We start from the raw sequence: 17993 nt of genomic DNA on the forward strand, positions 1-17993 counted from the left end.
ATAGCTTGGATCCCGGTTGGCTTTGGCTACCTAGGATACAAATCTCCCCTCTCCCAGAGGGAGAGGGGCCGGGGGTGTTCGCGCTAGCGGCGCGGAGCGCTTGGGTCATCCCTCCGGGAGAGGGGCTGGGGGTGAGGGCAAAGAGCCCACAAGCCCAGGGATCCCTAAACAAACAATTGGCTGCGCTGTTCGACCCGCAAAGTTGGCCCCAAGGCATTGAGCAGCGAGACGCCGTAGCTACGGGTAATGATGCGGCTATCCAAAATGGCCACCCATCGGGTCGGCGAGCTGGAGTCTTGGCCCGCATGCAGGTTTTGCCGCAGGGGCGCGACGGCCCGTTGCAACTGGGCAGCGGCCACCGGCAAAAGGTACTGACGGAACCAGTCCTGCTGAGTGCGTTGCAGATGGTGCACCCGTCCGGCCACCCTGGGATCTTCCACAGAGGGAAAAGGCAAGGTGACGATGGCCAGCAGCTCCGGGCAGGGCAGGCTGGCCTTGTGGTGCAGCCAGTGGAGCCAGTCGCAGACCAAGATCCCTCTTTCTCCCGGAGATAGGCTGTTCACCCGCACCCGCGAGCCGAATTCGGCGGCCAAAGCCGCACCCACCTGTGCCTGCAGGGGCCGATCCGATACCAACACCGCCACAAAGCCTTGCGTCTGAGGGATCAGCTTTTTCAGCTCTTGCAGCAGGTGATCTCGAAATAGAGGGTTGTTGGGCAAAGGCAGGCGCGGCAAGTAGAGGCAAAGCTCCGCCTCGCCGGAACGTGACCAACTTTCGCCTGAGGCAAATCGCAACGGCGTCAGATCCGGCAAGCCCAACCGTTGCCGATAGGTTGCTGCCTGACGATCCAGATCCAGCGCTTCCCCAATAATGACCACCGGCTGTGTGGCCCAAATGGGTGCCAGCCGATCGTGCAGAGCTGTCGGGCTGTGGTGAAGGGTGAGGCGACCGGTTTCTCGGTCGGTTTCCGCCCACCAGATCCAACTGGAAACAGGATCCCTGAGCCGCCGGCGGATCTGATCCCAAGGATCCGGCAACCAGCCGGGGTAGCCCACCAGCAAAGACAGCGCAGCATCCAGGTGAACCTGTTCATCCGCATGCAGCAGGCAGCGGCAAAGCGGTCGCCGCAAAAGCCGCAGAGCCAAATTGACCTGCGCCTGAGAAAGCTGCTCAGCTTCGGCGGGGAAGATCTGCCGGAGCTGCTGCCAGTGGCTGGCTTCCAGGGTCACCGTCAGCGCTTGGTAGGCCCAATCTTCCAAGTCTTCGGCTCCATCGAGGATCAGAGGGATCCCCGTTGGCACTTCCGAGGTATCTTTTCTCAGGCGAGCCTGCAGCCAATCCAGGGGATCCACCAACAGCAGCCCCCGAAAATCGGGCTCCGGCCAGCGGTCTTTTTGCAGGACGGGCTTGTGCAACTGCAGGGTCTGTTGTAGCCAGGGGATCTCTTCCCCCAAGATTTGCGCCTGCACGGGCGCCGGAGCGCAGAGCAACGTGGCATCCGGCCACATCAGAGCCGGCAGCAGATAACTGAGGCGGTGCTGGCCCCCAGCAGGCACCTGAATCAAGGTGCTGCGACCCAACCGCAGCCCCCGCGCCACCATGCGGGCCATCGTCAACTGATGGGGCCACACAGCTTCGGGAGACTGCCGCAAAAGCTGCCGCAACTGTTGGTGAACCTCAACTTCGATCACAATCAGTACACCGGGGGTCTGCCACAGACGATAGGGTGAACTAGCCTATTCTAGGGTAGGAAAGAAAGCCAAATCCTATCTTTGGGGTGAGCGATGTCTGTCACACGGACGGGATCCCTGCTGTTGGATCGCTCTGACTGGGGCCGCCTGCGCCTGCAAGGATCCCCGGGCTTGGATTATTTGCACAGCCAGAGCACGCAAGATCTGAAAGCCCTTAAGCCCGGCCAAGGGGCGGATACGGTTTTCGTGACCTCCACCGCCGGCATTCTGGATTTGGCAACGGTGTACGTGGAAGAAGCAGACTGCTGGATCTGGACTTCACCCCAGCGGCGCAGCCTGCTGATGCAGAATTTGGGGCGTCTGTTGCCCTTTGTGCGGGGGGCAAAGTTGGAAGATGAGACCGACCAGACCTTTGGCTTTGGGTTAATCGGCCCGCAGAGCCAGGCCCTCTTGGAGCAGGTGGTGGGCCCAGAAGGGATCCCAACCAGACCTTATGAGCACCGCCGCGTGGAGATCCAAGGGATCCCTGTCCATCTGGCTTGTGGCACGGGCCTTGCCCAGCCGGGATTTACCCTCTGGGGGGCTAGCGAACACAAAGCTGCCCTTGCCGAGCGCCTGCTCCAAGCCGGAGCGGAGCTGGCCCCACCTGAACTTTGGGAAGTCCTGCGCCTGGAGGCCGGTCGCCCCGCCGCCGACCGAGAACTCACCCCCGACTACAACCCCTTGGAAGCTGGTCTGTGGCACGCCATTTCCCTCTCCAAAGGGTGCTACATCGGCCAGGAAGTCTTGGCCAAGCAAGTGACCTACAAACGCATCCGCCAAACTCTGTGGGGGATCCGCGTCCAAGGAGAAGTCCTGCCCGGCACAGCGATTTTGCGGCAGGGGGAAAAGATTGGGCTGCTGACCAGTGCCGGCCCCGCTGCAGCGGGATCCCTGGGATTGGGATATGTGCGCACCAAGTTCGAGCCTGCCGAAGGCTTGCCAGTGGAAGTAGGCCCTGTGCCAGGGATCCTCACCCGCCTGCCCTTTCTGAGCTTTCCGCCTGTTGTTTAACCTTCGAGGAGTTCAGCGGGGAGCTCCAAGTCCCGCGCTCTGCCCAAACAGTGAACGTCGAGATACCTGGACTCTGGCATTCCCCCTGGCACGCTAGGCCAACAAAGGGGTTGAGCCAGACTACATAGTCATTCAAATAGCAATGAAACCTTTCTCTACGTCGTTACTGCCGCGCAACGCTGTCGCGAACGCGCAGCTCCCCTCTCCCTCTGGGAGAGAGGCTGGGGGTGAGGGTGTCCCTCTGGGAGAGGGGCTAGGGGTGAGGGGCCGTTGGTTTACCAACTGCGGGGCTACCCAAAGCCCGCACTCATGCTGACGCCTAGAGTGCGGGTAGTTTACTTGCTTCCCCTGCTCGCCAACCCGGCGGGCGGCGGCTCGAATGGTGGGATTGGGCGGGTTGGGAAGTGCCCCGGGACAGCTAAGGGAAACTCCATCGTTGGCAATGGCCGGAAAAGCCCAACAGGGATGTGGGAAAGCTGGCGCCGTACCGCTTGCAGTCGGTGACGGGAGAATGTCACGATTGTTTTTAGGATCGTTCGGGTTGACGCGGGGCAGCAAGTGAGCTGGACATGGCTATAAAAGAAGAGGTTTTTTTTGAGGGTGGCCCTCACAGTGGCGATTTGGTGTTGAACTCCTTCATCGGGGCCACGCTGGTCGGCCTGCCTTTGTTTGTGGGAGCACTGGTGCGCAAGCTCTGGGTACACTACCGGATTACCAGTCGCCGCATCACGGTGATCGGCGGCTGGGGCGGCAAGGAGCGCTCTGACGTGATCTACAGCGAGATCGCCAAGGTGGTCATCGTGCCACGGGGCTTGGGCGTCTGGGGAGATATGGTGCTCACCCTCAAGGATGGCAGCCGCTTGGAGATGCGGGCCCTGCCTCGCTTCCGCGAAATTTACAACTATATCAACGAGCGGATCGACGAAAAAGCCAAGCAGGTGAGCGGCCCGATTGGCCAAAAACGCCGTCTTGTCAAGTCCTGACCGTGCCTATCCCTTCCCGTGGCCGTCGTCCCCACTCTCCCAAGCCGGGATCCTGCCTGGCCTGAGCGCCTGGCGCTGGTGCATGAGTACCTGATCTGGCCAGGAGGATCGGAAAAGGTTTTGCAGGAGCTGCTGACCTTTGCTCCGCAGGCACCTCTGTACGTCAGCCTTTTTTCGGCTCACACTTTGCCGCCGACTTGGCAGAAGCTGTCGATTCACACTTCTTTTCTGCAGGGCTGGGCCAGGTGGCTGGGGGTGCTGCGCCGCAACTACCATGGTCGCCTCAAGTATCTGCTGCCCTGGATGCCCTTGGCCTACGAGAGCTTCGATTTCTCCGCCTATGACTGTGTGATCTCCAGCAGCCATGCCTTTGCCAAAGGGATCCTGACAGGGGCCTCAACGCTGCACCTGAGCTACATCCACAGCCCCACCCGCTATCTCTGGGAAAACCGGGAACTCTACCTGGAACGGGCGGGGATGCGGGCCCTACGTCCTACTTATGCGATCAGCCAATGGCTTTTGCACCGCTTGCGCCAGTGGGATTTTGTGGCGGCCCAACGGCCAGATCTGTTGATCGCCAACTCGCAGCACATCCGCCGCCGCATCGCCAAGCTCTACCGCCGCGAGGCGGTCGTTATCTATCCGCCGGTGCCGCTGCAGGGGTTCGAGCCGGTGGCGGATCCCAGAGCCGACTACGACCTGGTGGCGGGGCGGTTGGTGCCCTACAAACGGGTGGATCTGGCCATTGCGGCCTGTGAACGGCTGGGCCGCCGCCTGCTGATCGTGGGGGAAGGGCCGGAGCTGCCGCGACTTCAGCAACTGGCAGGGCCACGAGTCGAGTTTTTACCCCACCAGCCCCAAGACCGTCTGCAGGAGCTGCTGGCCCACTGCCGGGTGCTGCTGTTCCCGTGGGAGGAAGATTTTGGCCTGGTGCCGGTGGAGGCACAAGCCTGTGGCCGCCCCGTGGTCGCTCTCGACCGAGGCGGCACCCGCGAGACCGTCGTCCACGGCCAAACTGGGATCCTCGTTCCCGAGGCTAGCGTGGAAGCGTTGGTGGAAGGGCTGCGCCAGGCAGATCGTCGGGAATGGGATCCGCAACAGATTCGCGCCCACGCCCTGCAATTTGCCCCGCAGCGATTCCATGCCCAACTGGGATCCCTGCTGCGCTGGGCCTGGCCCCGTTTTCAGGCGGGAGAGCCGCTGCATCCCCGAGAATGGAGCGCTTAGTAGAGCCGCCGCTGCACAAAAGCCGGCAACTCGATGCGGCTGCGACTACCCCCTTCTCCCCCGGCCCGTGCAGAGGCCAAGGCGGAGCGTCTTAGGAGCTTTTCCGCCCGATCCTGCCGTTCCTCGAGGGTCAGAGTCGGGATCCCGCCGGCGGGCGTTCTCCCAGTTGTGGGGCGGACGGTGGTTGGGGAGGGAGCAGGCTGCTCAGGCGCCCGTTCCTGGTCGGGCCAGCGGTGCGCAGCACCAACCGGACGGCCAGACCTGGCCTCGACAGCCGCAGGTTGAGAGGGAGCCGACTGCCGCAGGGCGGCCAGTTGCTCCTCCAGCTCCTGGTTACGCTGCAGCAATAGGGCCACCTCTTTTTCCTGAGTTTGCGCGTAGGCGTGGGCCTGCACACACTCGGTTTTCAAAGCCATCACCTGCTGCTGCAACTTCTCGATCTGTTTTTGGCTGACCAGATGGTGGGCCTCGGCCAGTTCCCGCCCTCGCCGGAGTTCCTCCAGGGTTTCTCGGGTGGGTCGCTGGTCCAGCTCTTGCATAAGCTGATCCCGCTCGGCCCGCAGGGCGTCGAGCTCACGGGTGAGAGCCCGCACCTGCTCTTCTAGGGTTAGGATCCGCTGGGCCTGCAGAGGCTCTACCTCGCCGCTGGGATCCACCGGGGCTGCTGCCGAGGGTGGCTCTTGGCGCAAGGCCTGGAGTTCTGCTTCCAGCCTGGCAATTTGCTGGGCCTGCTCCGCCTGCCGCTGCTGGCTCTGCTGTAACTCTTCCAGGAGAGTGGCCCGCTCCGCTTTGGCAAAAGAGGCTTGTTGGCGCAGGTGCTCCAGCTCCGCTTGCAGGCGCGCCCACTGCTCCGGGGTAGGGCGTTCCTCCAACTGGCAAATCTGCTGCCGGGCCGTGGCCAGCTCGGCCTCGAGGTGGGCTTTTTCGCCCTCCAGATGGGTTTGCAGACGTTGCCACTCCGCTTCGGCCTGGCGGTGGGCAGCTTCCAGCTCCGTCCGCAGGGTTTCCAATTCCTGGGCAGAAGGCCGACCGGCCAGCTCCTGGATTTGCGCCTGCAACTGCGCCTTTTCCTCTTCCAGCTCTTGTACACGGAGCTGCAATTGGGCTTGTAAAAGCTGCACCTGCGGCAACTTGACGGCGTATTCCGCCAATTGGCCGGCCTGCTGTTTCAGCTCCAGGAGCTCCTGCTGCAGTTGGTAAAAGCGGGCCGGATCGACGCGCCGCTGCAATTCTGTCTTGAGGGTTTCGATTTCCGTCTGGCTGGTTTGCAACTGCTGCTGCAGAATGTGGTAGTGCTCCAGCGTTGGACGGCGCTCCATTTCCCACAGGAGATTCTGCAGTTCTTCGATGTGCTGTTGCTGCAGTTGAAAAGCCTCTAGGGTAGGACGTTGTGCCAGCCGCTCTCGCTCTTCTTGACACGCCTGCAAAGCTTGATCCCGCTCTTGAATCTGGGCCTGCGCTTCCAGCAGTTGACGTTCCAAGCGATGGGTACACTCAATCTGCTGCAACGACAGCGCCTCCGATTCTGCCAGGGATCGCTCCAGGCTGCGCACCCGCGCCCGCAAAGCCTTTAGCTCCTCTTCCCCTTCCATGACCACTGCTCGACAGGTTATGGGCCTTACTGTAGCAGATGGCCTGGGCGAAAATCCAGCTTGGCACTATATGTGGCGTAAATTTTTAGCTTTTTCCAAAACTGACGCTAAGCCTGTTGCCGCCGCTTCTATACTGGGGAGATGAGTTTTCGGGCTGAACCTTGTGATGAAGCTGGGATCCAAACCTTGGCTACTGCTGCTGGGTTTGCTGGGGACAACCCTGGCTAGTTGCGGTGCCGACGCGATCACCGCCAACACTCCTCTGCCACCTCTAATTACCAGCAGCGACATTCCGTCTGTAGTCAGCCGGGGCGGTTTTTTGGAGCTGGGGGTTTCCGTGTCGGTGCCGGGTCGGATCCCGGCGGAGCTGGCGTTTCAGGTGTCCTGGTCGGGGATCGAGGTTCAGACGCTATCGGCAGCCCAAGTCAATTGTGTGTCTGGAGAGGTGTCCTGTACAACCCGCTTCCGCATTCGCCCCCCCCTGAGCTTGACGCCCGGCTCCTACCTGCTCAGTTTGCGGGTCTTCGACCGGTTGGGGCAAAGTGCTGTGGTGAGCGGGACGGTGCTGGTGAGGGATCCCTGACAGAGGCTGCCAGCGGCCGCCCCAAGTTTGCAGGGGATCTCTTCAGGGGGGGGGAAACGCTTTGTTGTGGACATCCTCGGCGAACGCTTCCACCGCTTCTTGGATCGCCTGCCTCAAGTTGGCATAAGCCTTGGCAAAAGGTGGGATCCGCTCGCTCAGCCCCAGCAGGTCGTGGGTGACCAGAATCTGGCCGTCGCAGGCTGGCCCGGCCCCAATACCCAGGGTCGGGATCCCCACCTGGGCCGAGATTTGGGCAGCCAATTCCGCCGGCATGTGTTCCAGAACCAGGGCAAAGGCTCCGGCTTGCTCCAGGCTGAGGGCTTCCTGCCGCAGGCGCTCGGCCTCTGGAGTGGTTTTGCCCTGCTGGCGATAGCCCCCCAGTTGATGTTTGGCCTGCGGGGTGAGGCCGATATGGCCCAAAACTGGGATCCCTCGCTGTACGAGAAAGGCCACCGTTTCCACCATGTCGGGGTAGCCCCCCTCCAGCTTGACCCCGTTTACCCCTGCCTCCTTCATCAGCCGCCCTGCCGAGAGGAGAGCTTGTTCTTTGTGGACTTGATAGGTCAAAAAGGGCAAGTCGGCCACCAAAAAGGCCCGTTCCACCCCGCGACGCACCGCCTGGGCGTGGTGGATCATCTGTTCCAGGGTCAGGGGCAGAGTGCTGGTATACCCCAAGTTGGTCATGGCCAGGCTGTCGCCCACCAAGATCAAGTCGATGCCGGCCTGATCCAAAATCCGCGCCGTGGCGTAGTCGGCAGCCGTAAGGGCCACCAAGGGTTGGCCCGCCTGTTTGGCCTGGCGAAAGTGGTGAATGGATAGAGCAACCATATCCTCATGATCTCATCTGGGCTCCGCCGGTGCGGAGCACTTTCCCATCAACTGCATCCTGCGGGGGATTTGAGCAGGATATCCGGTTTGCCGCTAAGATGGTAAAGCCCTATGCAGACTGGAAGGGTGACAGAGTGGTTGATTGTGACGCTCTCGAAAAGCGTTGTGACTGCAAGGTCACCGTGGGTTCGAATCCCACCCCTTCCGTCTTCGAGCAATCCAATGGCGCTCAACGCTGCCAACGCCTGGTAGGGTCAGCACCCGGCCCTCTCAACCTCCGCCAAAGCCCCCGGCAGCCCTGGACTGGCTGGGATCCCTTGCTTTGTTAAGTCCCACCTCAGCTTACTGAAACCTGGGTTTCAGGAAGGCACCTTTGGGGATTGGCCCGGCGGGGCTTCCGAGGACTTGTCGCTTAACCGGTCTTCTTGGCTCCCATGTTCACCGCCCCTGCTCTGCAAACCCAACTGCACCCCCTTATCCGGCGTCTCTGCGAGGCGATCCTAGAGATCTGGGGATCCCACCTCACCTTGGCTCCCTATGCCCTGCCGGAGGATCTGGGCTATGTGGAGGGCCGCCTAGAGGGGGAGAAATTGCAGATCGAAAACCGCTGCTACCAAGGGGATCCCTTTCGCAAGCTGCACCTGGAGCTGGCCCAGGCCGGGCAAAGCCTGGATATTCTCCACTGCGTCATGTTTCCGCAGCCGCAGTACCCGCTGCCGCTGTTTGGCTGTGATATTGTGGCCGGCCGCGGTCAGGTGAGCGCCGCCATCGTCGATCTCTCGCCGGTCACCCCCACTTTGCCGGATCCCTATGTCCAAGAGCTGGAAGCTTTGGGAGCTCATCTCGCCCCTTTCCAAAACCGGCGCCAGTTGCCGCCGTGGGGGACGATTTTTTCCCCTTACTGTCTGTTTATCCGGCCCGGCGATGAGGCGGAAGCCGACCGCTTTTTGGATTTCGCCTGCCGTTATCTGGAAATCCACTGCCGGCTGGCGCAACAGCTCCCCCCGCAGACGGATCCCGCACAGATCCTGGCCCACTACCAAGGGCAGCAGCGCTACTGCAGCCAGCAACAGCAAAACGACCGCACCCGCCGCGTTCTAGAAAAAGCTTTTGGCCCCGCCTGGGCCGAGCGCTACATGAGCACCGTCCTTTTTGACTTGCCCCCCAGTCCTATGCCCATCTAGTGCCGTTCGCGCTACTCGAACGGAGTCCTTTCTAGACGGGATCCCCTTGCAGCCGCTGCCGGATGCTCAACGCCAATTTTTGCCCTAGGAACTCTGGCATGGTTGGAGTTGCATCCGGCCCCAGCAAGTAGAAAATGAAGCGCGTCTGCTTGCGGCGGAGCATCAGATTGAGGTTAACCACAGTCAAATCCTCCTGCGCTAGAGCGGTCATCACCCGGTAAAACACGCCCGGCTGGTTGTCCACATCCACCAACAGCGTGGGCAGATGAAACACCGGGTCAAAATAAAAAGAAACCTGGGTGTCTTTCAAGCTGGCCTTGAGATCAAACTCCAGCGCCAAGGTTTCATGAACGGGAAACACTCCTGCCAAGCACTCGTGAATAGCCCGTTCTAGGTTGAGCTTGGTTTGGGCAGAAAGGCTGTGGCCATCGCGGGAGACAGTGACCCGAATAAAAACCAAGTGGGGTGCGTAGATCTGCCCGTAGAGATGGATGCCGTGTACCGAGAGATTGAATGCCGTGAGCACCCCAAACAGGTCGCTGAGCAGAGAAGGTCGGTTGCGATAGGCCAGACAAACCACCGTCTTGCCGCGCTCGTCCTGCATCTGTACCACGGCCTTGCGGGTTTGGTAGAGGGCATAGGCCAAGCGCAGATTTTGGGCCTGCACCTCGCTGCTGACAAACTGGCTATAAAAAGGCGGAAAGCTCTGGTTGAAGCGCTGCATGAGAGCCGTTCGCGTCAGCGGGACGGAGTCCTTGTGAGTGCTGACTTTGAGCGGCTGGGGATCCTCATGGGCAGCCCTTTCCCCTCTGGCAAGAGGAGCCACCTTCGGCTGCTGCGCTGACTGCTCGGTTGACATCGGCCTTGCCACCTGCATTGCTTCCTCTCTATCGTTGCTCAACACGCCCTAACCCAACCCCATCTATCCGTAAAATCACTGGGGCTCGAAGCGAGCGTCAACGCTGTACCCAATTCTTGTTCAATACTTTTGGATTTAATCTATCTCATAAGGCTGAGCTGGACATCCAAGGAACCGCTGAGGGCCATCCCCCAATTGGGGGGAGTTCATCCCTGCGTCGCTGCTGAGCCAACAGCGTGCGCCTTCAAATCCCAGATTAACCAGGAACAATGGGGCAGGCTCTTAAAGCCTAAACGATGAATTGAGGGGAGGGCTCCAATTTCTGATGTAGAGTGCTGTATTAAGTGCTAGCCTGCTGGCGACTTGGATCACTATTCTGTTAGCCAACATTTCGGTTTTCCTTAGGTTTGTTGAAGGGATCCCTAGTGAGCACGACCGTTGCCAACCTCAGCCCGCTCTCGCCTGCCCAAGGGCCGGATCCGGCTGGGGCCTGGTGGGATCTCAACATCATTGCTGCCCCTGCCCAGGAGGATCAGATCTTTTGGCGGCTGGAGAGCTTTGGCTGTCAGGGCATGGCCAGCCAGGCCTACGGCGAAGATCGAATCAGCATTCACGCCTATTTGCCCTGGTTCCGCGCCACGCTTCTGGATTTGGCGGCTCTGGCGCTGCGCCTGCGGCAAGACGCCCTTGTTGCCGGCCAGCCCCTTCCCAAACTGCGCTGGGAACGCATAGAGGCAGAGGATTGGAGCAACAGTTGGAAGCAGCACTGGCAGCCCGAACCGGTCGGGGACAAGCTGCTCATCTGTCCGGCCTGGCTGGATCCACCCCCCCACCCCGGTCGTCTCTTGCTGCGGCTGGATCCGGGCATGGCCTTTGGCACGGGCACGCACCCCACCACCCAGCTCTGTCTGGAGTCTTTGGAGATGCGCCTGGAGAGCGGGGATCCCCTGGCGGTGACGGTGGCCGATGTAGGCTGTGGCTCGGGCATTTTGTCGGTGGCGGCGGCTCTTTTGGGGGCAAAGCGGGTGTTTGCGGTGGACATCGACCCGCTGGCGGTGCAGGCCACGCTCCAGAACCGGGATCTCAACGGCCTGACGGATCGCATTGTGGTGGCTCAAGGCAGCCTGGAGCATATTCCCGAGGTGGTGGACGGGCTGGTGTGCAACATCTTGACGGACGTGATCTTGGATATGATCCCGGAGTTTGGCCTGGTGGTGAAAAAGGGGGGATGGCTGATCCTCAGCGGTATCCTCATCGAGCAGGCCAAGTTGGTGGCGGAGATGTTGGAGGCCAATGAATGGGTGGTGGCAGCCCTCTGGCGACGGGGGGAGTGGTGCTGTCTGAACGCACGCACGACCTGAGTTCCCTGCCCCGCCTGGCCATCGACCCGGCGCAGCGGGATCCCGCGGGTGGGCTGCATTTGACCGGCCCGCAGCGGCACTACCTACAGCGGGTGCGCCGCCTCAAGCCGGGGGATCCGTTCTTGGTGTTGGATGGCTCCGGCAAGCTGTGGCTGGCCCATTGGCAGCCGCAGGGATCCCAAATTGCGGGCGAGGTGGAGACGCTGCCGCGGGAGTTGCCCGTTTACCTGCATCTGGGCTTGGCGGTGGTCAAGGGGCCGGGGTTTGATGAGGTGTTTCGCCAGGTCACCGAGCTGGGGGCAGCACGCATTACTCCTCTGCTGACGGAGCGCACCGTGGTGGAGCCGGGATCTGGCCGGCGGGAACGCTGGCAGAAAATTGTGCAGGAGGCCGCCGAACAATGTGAGCGGCTGCGCTGGCCCCAGGTTGATCCCCCGACCCCTTGGACAAGTTGGCTGGCCGAGCTCAGGGCCGACTGGTGGGGTATAGCCGTCGCTCGAGAGAACGTCCCCCTGCTGGTGCAAGCCCTGCCGAAGCTGGGGATGCCGCAGAAGGAGCTCGTCCTGGCTATGGCCATCGGCCCAGAGGGGGGCTGGACAGTTGCCGAACGTCGGCAGGCCGAGGAACATGGGGGAGTACCGGTCTCTCTCGGCCCCACCATTTTGCGGGCCACCACCGCCGCTGTTGTTGCCGCCAGCCAAATTGCTACCCCCTACCTGGGCTGGGATCTGCTTCCGCTCCTCGAACGGCATCCTCGCTCTGGGCGAGCTTAGCCTGTCTTGTTAGCAGTGCGGAGCGCTGTCGTCGATAATTGATGGATGGATAACAACAATCGCCATTGGCGCGGCTCCAAAAAGGGAGAGCAGGCATGGAGATGATCCAGGCGGTGCGGGGCACCCGCGATATCCTGCCGCCGGAGGTGAGGCTGTGGCAGCGCGTGGAGGCCAGCGCCCGCGAGATCTTGGGGCGGGCCAACTACCAGGAGATCCGCACCCCGATTCTGGAGCTGACGGAACTCTTTGCCCGTAGCATTGGCAGCGCCACCGACGTGGTGGGCAAGGAGATGTTTTCCTTTAGCACCCGCGGCGAGCAGGAGGTGAGCTTGCGCCCCGAAAACACCGCCGGCGTGGTGCGGGCCTACATCCAACACGGGTTGCAGGTGGCGGGCGATGTGCAGCGCCTCTGGTACTGTGGGCCCATGTTTCGCTACGAGCGTCCCCAGGCAGGGCGGCAGCGTCAGTTCCACCAGTTGGGGGTGGAGCTGCTGGGCAGCCGCGATCCCCGCGCCGATGCCGAGGTCATCGCCTTGGCCTGGGATCTGCTGCGGGCGGTGGGGGCGGAGAACCTCACCTTGCAGCTCAACTCCCTTGGGGATCTGCAGGATCGGCGGGCCTACCGCCAAGCCTTGGTGGACTACCTCACCCCCCTGAAGGAGGAGCTGGATCCCGACTCGCAGGAGCGCCTTGGCCGCAACCCGCTGCGCATCCTGGATAGCAAGGATCCCCGCACCCGTGCCATTGCCGAGAGGGCCCCCAAGCTGCCGGATTACCTCAGCACCGACTCGCGGGCCTTCTTTGAGCAAGTGCAGGCCCATCTCCAAGCCCTAGACATCCCCTTTGAGCTGGATCCCTACCTGGTGCGCGGCTTGGACTACTACACCCACACCGCCTTTGAGATCATCTCGCCGGAGCTGGGATCCCAGAGCACCGTCTGCGGGGGCGGTCGCTACGACGGCCTGGTGGAAGAGCTGGGCGGCCCTCCCACCCCGGCAGTGGGCTGGGCCATTGGCCTGGAGCGGCTGGTGTTGCTGTTGCAAAAGAAGCAGCCAGAGGGGGTGGTAAGGCCGCTGGACATCTACGTGATCTCCCGCGGAGCCAAAGCCGAGGCTCAATCCCTTCAAATTGCCCAAGCCCTGCGCCAGGCCGGTTTTTGCACCGAGCTGGATCTCAGCGGCAGCGCCTTCAGCAAGCAGTTCAAACGGGCCAGCCGCGGCGGCGCCACTTGGGCTGTTGTGCTGGGAGATGCAGAAGCTGGGGCCGGAGAAGTGCAGCTCAAGCACTTGCCCACGGGGCAGCAGCAAACCCTCTTGCAAGCTGACCTGGTGAAGTATTTGGCGTCCCAGAGGTGATGAGCGATGTTGAGTTTTTGGGTGCGGCGCAACGGCCAAGAAGAGTGGCAGCCGGTACCAGCCGAGGGGGCCGTTCTAGAAGAGGACACCTACACCATCGTTGCCCGTTCCCCCCAGCCCCACTTCACCATTACGGTGGAAGTCCGACAGAATCCAGGATCCACTGCTGCCACTCCTGCGCAAATCCAAACCCGTTCAGTGCGCACCAACGAGGAAGGGATCGGCATCATTTTGCCGGCCACCCACCTCACCCCTGGCTTTTGGGAATTGCACTGTCGCGATGCCGATTTGATCGCCGAGCTGTTCGGTGAGACAGAGCTGAACAACTGCCTGCGTTTCCAGGTTGTGCCCGTCTCGGCTCAGCCGGAACCCGCAGCACCTTTGGCGGCCCAGCCAACGGGGCCCGAACCCTCTGCCCAGACCAAAGCGGCTGCCGTCCCACCAGAGCTGTTTTCCCTGATGCACAGCGAATTGGAGGGATCCCCCGATGAGGTGCTGGTGTTGACGGGGCGGATCGGCTGCAGCGGCGAGCTACGGGTACGGGTTTGGCAAGAAGGGGGAGAGAACCCAATTTTCCAAGGGCAACGGCTGATCCAATTTCCGGCAGAAGCTCGGACGGCGGTGTTCAGCATCCCCATCACTCTGCCGAGCCACGCTTGGCTCCAGCCTTTGCAGGGAGAACTGCGCCTCACCCCTTCCTCGTGGGGGGATCCCAACCGGCAACCCTTGACCATTCCTTTTTCCATCCGCTGCCGAAGCCAAGGTGGAGAGCTGCCTGCCTCCTCTTCGGGGATCCCACAGTTGCGGGAAGCCTCCCCCCAAGCTGCAAGCAGCAGTCCCGCCCCGACGCCAACCTTGCTGTCTCCGGAACGCACCCTGCAAAAGTTGTTGCGCATCTGGCAGCACAGCGCCCCAGAAGAAGACTCCACCCTGCGACGGGAGCGCGAGACCCCCTCTCCCGAGGACGATCCCCTGCAATCTGCTCAACCTCTGTCTGTTCGCGACCCTTGGACGGAGTCCCCAGCGGAGACGGCAGAGTTGCCTCCCTCACCTGCCCAAGCTGAGCCACCCTGCCTAGAGTCCGTCCTGCCAACGCAGGCACGGGCTGGGATCCCGGAGGGCTCTGGTCGCGTAAGCGGAACGGAGTCCTCAAACTCGCTTTGTCCCACTCCTCAACTGGTGGTGCCGGAGCAACTCCGAGCCGGAGACAACTTCGATGTGGTGTTGCGCTTGCCCCCCATGGCCGACCCTGCCGGATCGCCCCATCAAGCTCCTTTTTGGATCAAGTTTTGGGTGAAGCATGGCCGCACCCGCTCTTTGGTGGATGGGCCCCGTTGGTTGCTGGACTTCTCCCGCGACGACCAAGGGCAGTGGCAAGCCCTCACCCGCCTGACGATCCCTCCTGGCGTCCCCGAGCTGATCTTCGAGGCTTGGGCCGTCAGCCCGGATCGCCAGCAGCAGAGCGACCGCGTGACGGAGCGCCGCTCCATCTTGCCCTAGGTCGGGGTGATCTTGTGGCTTAACTATCACGAAGTTCTTTCCTTCTCGTGCTCAAGTCGGGGCTGACAAGAGTAGTTACGATGTTCTCATCCAGGGGAGCCGCGGAGTTGTCTCGATGGGCCAGGAGATTGCCTCCTTCAGCTTTGGCGCAGAGGACTTTGCCGAGTTCAAAGCTCGGCTGCAGCAGGAGACAGATCTGCTGGACCGCTGGCTGGCCGCCGCGCCGGGGCTGGATCCCGCCTGTCAGCCTTTTGCCCAGGGATCCCCGGTGGGAGGGTTCGAGCTGGAGGCTTGGCTGGTGACTCCTCAGGGGGATCCGGCCCCGATCAACTCAGCCTACCTGGAGGCTGTCAACGACCCGCTGGTGGTGCCGGAACTGGCCCGCTTCAACATCGAGCTCAACAGCCGGCCCCAGGTTTTGGCTGCATCCGCTCTGCAGCAGCTCCGCCAAGAGCTGGAACAGACCTGGGATCGCTGCTGCCGAGTGGCCGAGCAACTGCAGGCGGGGCTGATGATGATCGGCATTTTGCCCACGCTGCAGCAGCAGCAGCTCACTTTGGAGATGATCTCCCCCCGCAAGCGCTACCTGGCCCTCAACGAGCAGATCCTAAACCTGCACCGGCGCGAGCAACCCTCGGGGATCCCGCCCCTGGGGCTGGCGATCGCAGGGCCTGCCACCCTGCTGCGCGTCACCCACCCAAACGTTATGCTGGAGGCAGCCACCACCTCTTTTCAAATCCATCTGCAGGTGTCGCCCCACCAGGCAGCCCGCTACTTCAACGCTTCCCTGCTCGTATCGGCCCCCTTGGTAGCCCTGGCAGCCAATTCTCCCTATCTGTTTGGGCACGACCTGTGGGCGGAAACCCGCATCCCGGTGTTTGAGCAAGCCTTGGATGGCCCACCCCCCCTCGCCCCCACCCACCAAGCTCGCGTTACCTTCGGGCAAGGCTATGTCCAGGGATCCCTAATGGAGCTGTTCTGGGAAAATCTGCACCGCTACCCGGTGGTGTTGCCGCAAAGGTTAGCCGCTGCCCCCTCGGAGCTGGCCCACCTGCGTCTGCACAACGGCACCATCTGGCGCTGGAACCGCCCCCTCATCGGCTTGGAGCCCGTTCCCCACCTGCGCATCGAACAGCGGGTGGCTGCAGCAGGCCCCACCCTGCCGGACATGATCGCCAATGCGGCCTTTTACTTTGGCCTGGTGCAAGCTCTGGGATCCCGACCTCTTCCCCCGGAGCAGGAGCTGAGCTTTGCCCAGTGCCGCGCCAATTTTTATACGGCCGCCCGCTTCGGCCTCGAGGCCCCCATCACCTGGCTCAACGGTTGGCAGGGATCCCTGCGCCAATTGTTGCTGCAAGAGCTGATCCCGCAAGCAGAGGCGGGCTTGGCGCAACTGGACTTGGCGCCCCAGGACATCCAGGAGTACCTGGGCATTCTCCGCGGCCGTGTCGAGTCGGGGCAGAATGGGGCCACCTGGCAGCGCCGCTACGTGGCCCGGCATGGTAAAGATATGCAACAATTGACCTGTGCCTACTGGGAACGGCAGCGGCAAGGTCAGCCGGTACACACCTGGGATCTCGGCTAGGGAAGCCGTCTCCCCATAGTTGCCGGCGGGGGGGATAGGTCACCGCTTGGGCATGCCTGCATCGGAAGGGATGCCTTCTCAAAGTTCAGGGCGACGACCTAAGCCACAAGCACGACAGCCAGTTGTTTACCTCCAGCTAAGGATGAGACAGTTCGCTACCCCAATCTCCATCTCCCCTCTCCCATTGGGAGAGGGGCTGGGGGTGAGGGCCTATTTCCCGGATCCCCTTTGTCCTTAAGCAGCCAAAAGGTTTGCGTTGAGGTGCTTGCCCAAAAAACCGTATGCTCACTGTTCTCGATCACCTGCCGGAGCAACTCCTAGATTTAGAAGCCCATCAACTCTACGACCGATTGGGCGGGCCAACCCTCATCCATCTGGCAGGACGACGGGATCCCCCCTTGTTTGTGTCCGTCCTGCTGCACGGCAACGAGGTCACCGGCTGGCAGGCGGTGCGACAGCTTCTGCGCCGCTACGTCCAGCGGGAACTGCCCCGTTCCCTGTCCCTTTTCATCGGCAATGTGTGGGCTGCTCGCCAAGGACAACGGCGGCTAGACGGCCAACCGGACTACAACCGCATCTGGGGCCCCGGCTCCACCCCCGAACACGCCATGGCCCAGGCCGTCCTGCAGCAGATGCAGCAGCGGGGCGTGTTTGCCAGCGTCGATATTCACAACAACACCGGCACCAACCCCCACTACGCCTGTGTCAACTACTTAGATGCTTCTACCCTGCACCTGGCCACCCTGTTTGGGCGCACCGTCCTCTACTTCACCAAACCGGAAGGGGTACAGAGCATGGCCTTTGGTCGCTTCTGGCCGGCGGTAACCCTGGAATGTGGCAAGCCGGATCAGCCCCACGGCACCCAACATGCCCGCGAATTTCTGGAAGCCTGCCTGCACCTGTCAGCAATCCCTCAGCGCCCCGTCCTTAGCCAGGATATCGACCTGTTCCACAGCGTTGCCATCGTCAAGATCCCAGACGAGGTGAGCTTCAGCTTTGGGGAAGAGGTGGACGACCCACACCTGCGCTTTCCCCCCGATTTGGATCTCTTCAATTTCCGGGAGCTCCCTCCCCACACCCGCATCGGCTGGACGAGCAACGGCTTTCACCTCGACGTGCAAGACGAGCAGGGCCAAAATGTGGCCGATCGCTTCTTCTACGCCCAAGATGGCGAAATTCGCACCCGCGTGCCCATTATGCCGAGCATGCTCACCCTCAACAGCCGCATCATCCGCCAAGACTGCCTCTGCTACTTGATGGAGCGCTACCCTCTGGCCGCTATCGCCCCCCCCTCAGACAAAAGACCCCGGCTGTTGTAGAAAATCCAGCTCTGCAGCTGTAGAGGGGCGACTGAGAACGGCATTGCGATGGGGGAAGTTGTTGATCAAACCCCTGGGCCACCCAAAGCCAAGGGATCCG

16 protein-coding genes and 1 tRNA gene are annotated in these 17993 nt (G+C 61.9%); 12 read left to right on the forward strand and 5 right to left on the reverse strand.

Annotation, left to right across the window (positions count from 1 at the left end; all coding sequences use genetic code 11):
• Nucleotides 1-164 precede the first annotated feature (164 nt).
• The gene (locus NW853_RS03995) at nt 165-1691 is read right to left on the reverse strand and encodes a hypothetical protein (RefSeq protein ID WP_414333626.1); all 1527 of its coding nucleotides are present in this window, start codon (nt 1689-1691) and stop codon (nt 165-167) included.
• 93 nt (nt 1692-1784) lie between these two features.
• On the opposite strand from NW853_RS03995, the gene NW853_RS04000 reads away from it, so the two are divergent.
• The 3 genes from NW853_RS04000 (at nt 1785) to NW853_RS04010 (ending at nt 4954) form a co-directional block, all read left to right on the forward strand.
• Nucleotides 1785-2744, forward strand: a complete 960-nt coding sequence (locus NW853_RS04000) for a YgfZ/GcvT domain-containing protein (RefSeq protein WP_414333624.1) — start codon at nt 1785-1787, stop codon at nt 2742-2744.
• 569 nt (nt 2745-3313) lie between these two features.
• Nucleotides 3314-3727, forward strand: coding sequence for a PH domain-containing protein (locus tag NW853_RS04005; protein ID WP_414333622.1), 414 nt, complete (start codon nt 3314-3316; stop codon nt 3725-3727).
• Nucleotides 3728-3745: 18 nt separating this feature from the next.
• A complete protein-coding gene (locus NW853_RS04010; RefSeq protein ID WP_414333620.1) occupies nt 3746-4954 on the forward strand; it encodes a glycosyltransferase in 1209 nt (402 codons plus the stop codon).
• Here NW853_RS04010 and NW853_RS04015 read toward each other — a convergent pair.
• Complete coding sequence (locus NW853_RS04015; RefSeq protein WP_414337705.1) at nt 4951-6546, reverse strand: hypothetical protein; 1596 nt, start codon at nt 6544-6546, stop codon at nt 4951-4953. The two genes, NW853_RS04010 and NW853_RS04015, sit on opposite strands and share 4 nt — an antisense overlap.
• Before the next feature lie 166 nt (nt 6547-6712).
• On the opposite strand from NW853_RS04015, the gene NW853_RS04020 reads away from it, so the two are divergent.
• Nucleotides 6713-7129, forward strand: a complete 417-nt coding sequence (locus NW853_RS04020) for a hypothetical protein (protein WP_414333616.1) — start codon at nt 6713-6715, stop codon at nt 7127-7129.
• Between the two features lie 42 nt (nt 7130-7171).
• On the opposite strand, the gene panB is transcribed toward NW853_RS04020, so the two are convergent.
• Nucleotides 7172-7957: a 3-methyl-2-oxobutanoate hydroxymethyltransferase gene (gene panB, locus NW853_RS04025; protein ID WP_414333614.1), complete on the reverse strand. Its 786-nt coding sequence runs from the start codon at nt 7955-7957 to the stop codon at nt 7172-7174.
• 120 nt (nt 7958-8077) lie between these two features.
• On the opposite strand from panB, the gene NW853_RS04030 reads away from it, so the two are divergent.
• Both NW853_RS04030 and NW853_RS04035 read left to right on the forward strand, forming a co-directional pair.
• Nucleotides 8078-8164: transfer RNA gene (locus tag NW853_RS04030), tRNA-Ser, on the forward strand.
• A gap of 227 nt (nt 8165-8391) precedes the next feature.
• Nucleotides 8392-9141, forward strand: coding sequence for a phycocyanobilin:ferredoxin oxidoreductase (locus NW853_RS04035; RefSeq protein ID WP_414333613.1), 750 nt, complete (start codon nt 8392-8394; stop codon nt 9139-9141).
• A 31-nt stretch (nt 9142-9172) separates the two neighbouring features.
• Here the strand turns inward: NW853_RS04035 and NW853_RS04040 are convergent, their stop codons facing one another.
• A complete protein-coding gene (locus NW853_RS04040) occupies nt 9173-10000 on the reverse strand; it encodes a hypothetical protein (protein ID WP_414347904.1) in 828 nt (275 codons plus the stop codon).
• Between the two features lie 425 nt (nt 10001-10425).
• Between NW853_RS04040 and prmA the strand changes: the two genes are divergently transcribed.
• The 6 genes from prmA to NW853_RS04070 all read left to right on the forward strand — a co-directional run bounded on the left by prmA (nt 10426) and on the right by NW853_RS04070 (nt 17893).
• Entirely contained in the window at nt 10426-11361 is a 936-nt protein-coding gene (gene prmA, locus NW853_RS04045) for a 50S ribosomal protein L11 methyltransferase (RefSeq protein ID WP_414337713.1), read from the forward strand.
• Complete coding sequence (locus tag NW853_RS04050) at nt 11334-12134, forward strand: 16S rRNA (uracil(1498)-N(3))-methyltransferase (protein ID WP_414333607.1); 801 nt, start codon at nt 11334-11336, stop codon at nt 12132-12134. The genes prmA and NW853_RS04050 overlap by 28 nt, the downstream gene beginning before the upstream one ends.
• Before the next feature lie 95 nt (nt 12135-12229).
• The gene (gene hisS, locus NW853_RS04055) at nt 12230-13489 is read left to right on the forward strand and encodes a histidine--tRNA ligase (protein ID WP_414347907.1); all 1260 of its coding nucleotides are present in this window, start codon (nt 12230-12232) and stop codon (nt 13487-13489) included.
• Between the two features lie 6 nt (nt 13490-13495).
• Entirely contained in the window at nt 13496-14989 is a 1494-nt protein-coding gene (locus NW853_RS04060) for a hypothetical protein (RefSeq protein ID WP_414333603.1), read from the forward strand.
• 115 nt (nt 14990-15104) lie between these two features.
• Nucleotides 15105-16574 carry a glutamate-cysteine ligase family protein gene (locus NW853_RS04065; protein WP_414347908.1) on the forward strand — a complete coding sequence of 490 codons (1470 nt, stop codon included), beginning with the start codon at nt 15105-15107 and terminating at the stop codon, nt 16572-16574.
• 281 nt (nt 16575-16855) lie between these two features.
• Complete coding sequence (locus tag NW853_RS04070; protein ID WP_414347911.1) at nt 16856-17893, forward strand: M14 family metallopeptidase; 1038 nt, start codon at nt 16856-16858, stop codon at nt 17891-17893.
• On the opposite strand, the gene NW853_RS04075 is transcribed toward NW853_RS04070, so the two are convergent.
• Nucleotides 17867-17962: a DUF924 family protein gene (locus tag NW853_RS04075; RefSeq protein ID WP_414347913.1), complete on the reverse strand. Its 96-nt coding sequence runs from the start codon at nt 17960-17962 to the stop codon at nt 17867-17869. The genes NW853_RS04070 and NW853_RS04075 overlap by 27 nt on opposite strands.
• Between the last annotated feature and the right edge of the window lie 31 nt (nt 17963-17993).

The organism is Synechococcus sp. H55.11 (genome assembly GCF_047462475.1).
GTDB lineage: Bacteria > Cyanobacteriota > Cyanobacteriia > Thermostichales > Thermostichaceae > Thermostichus.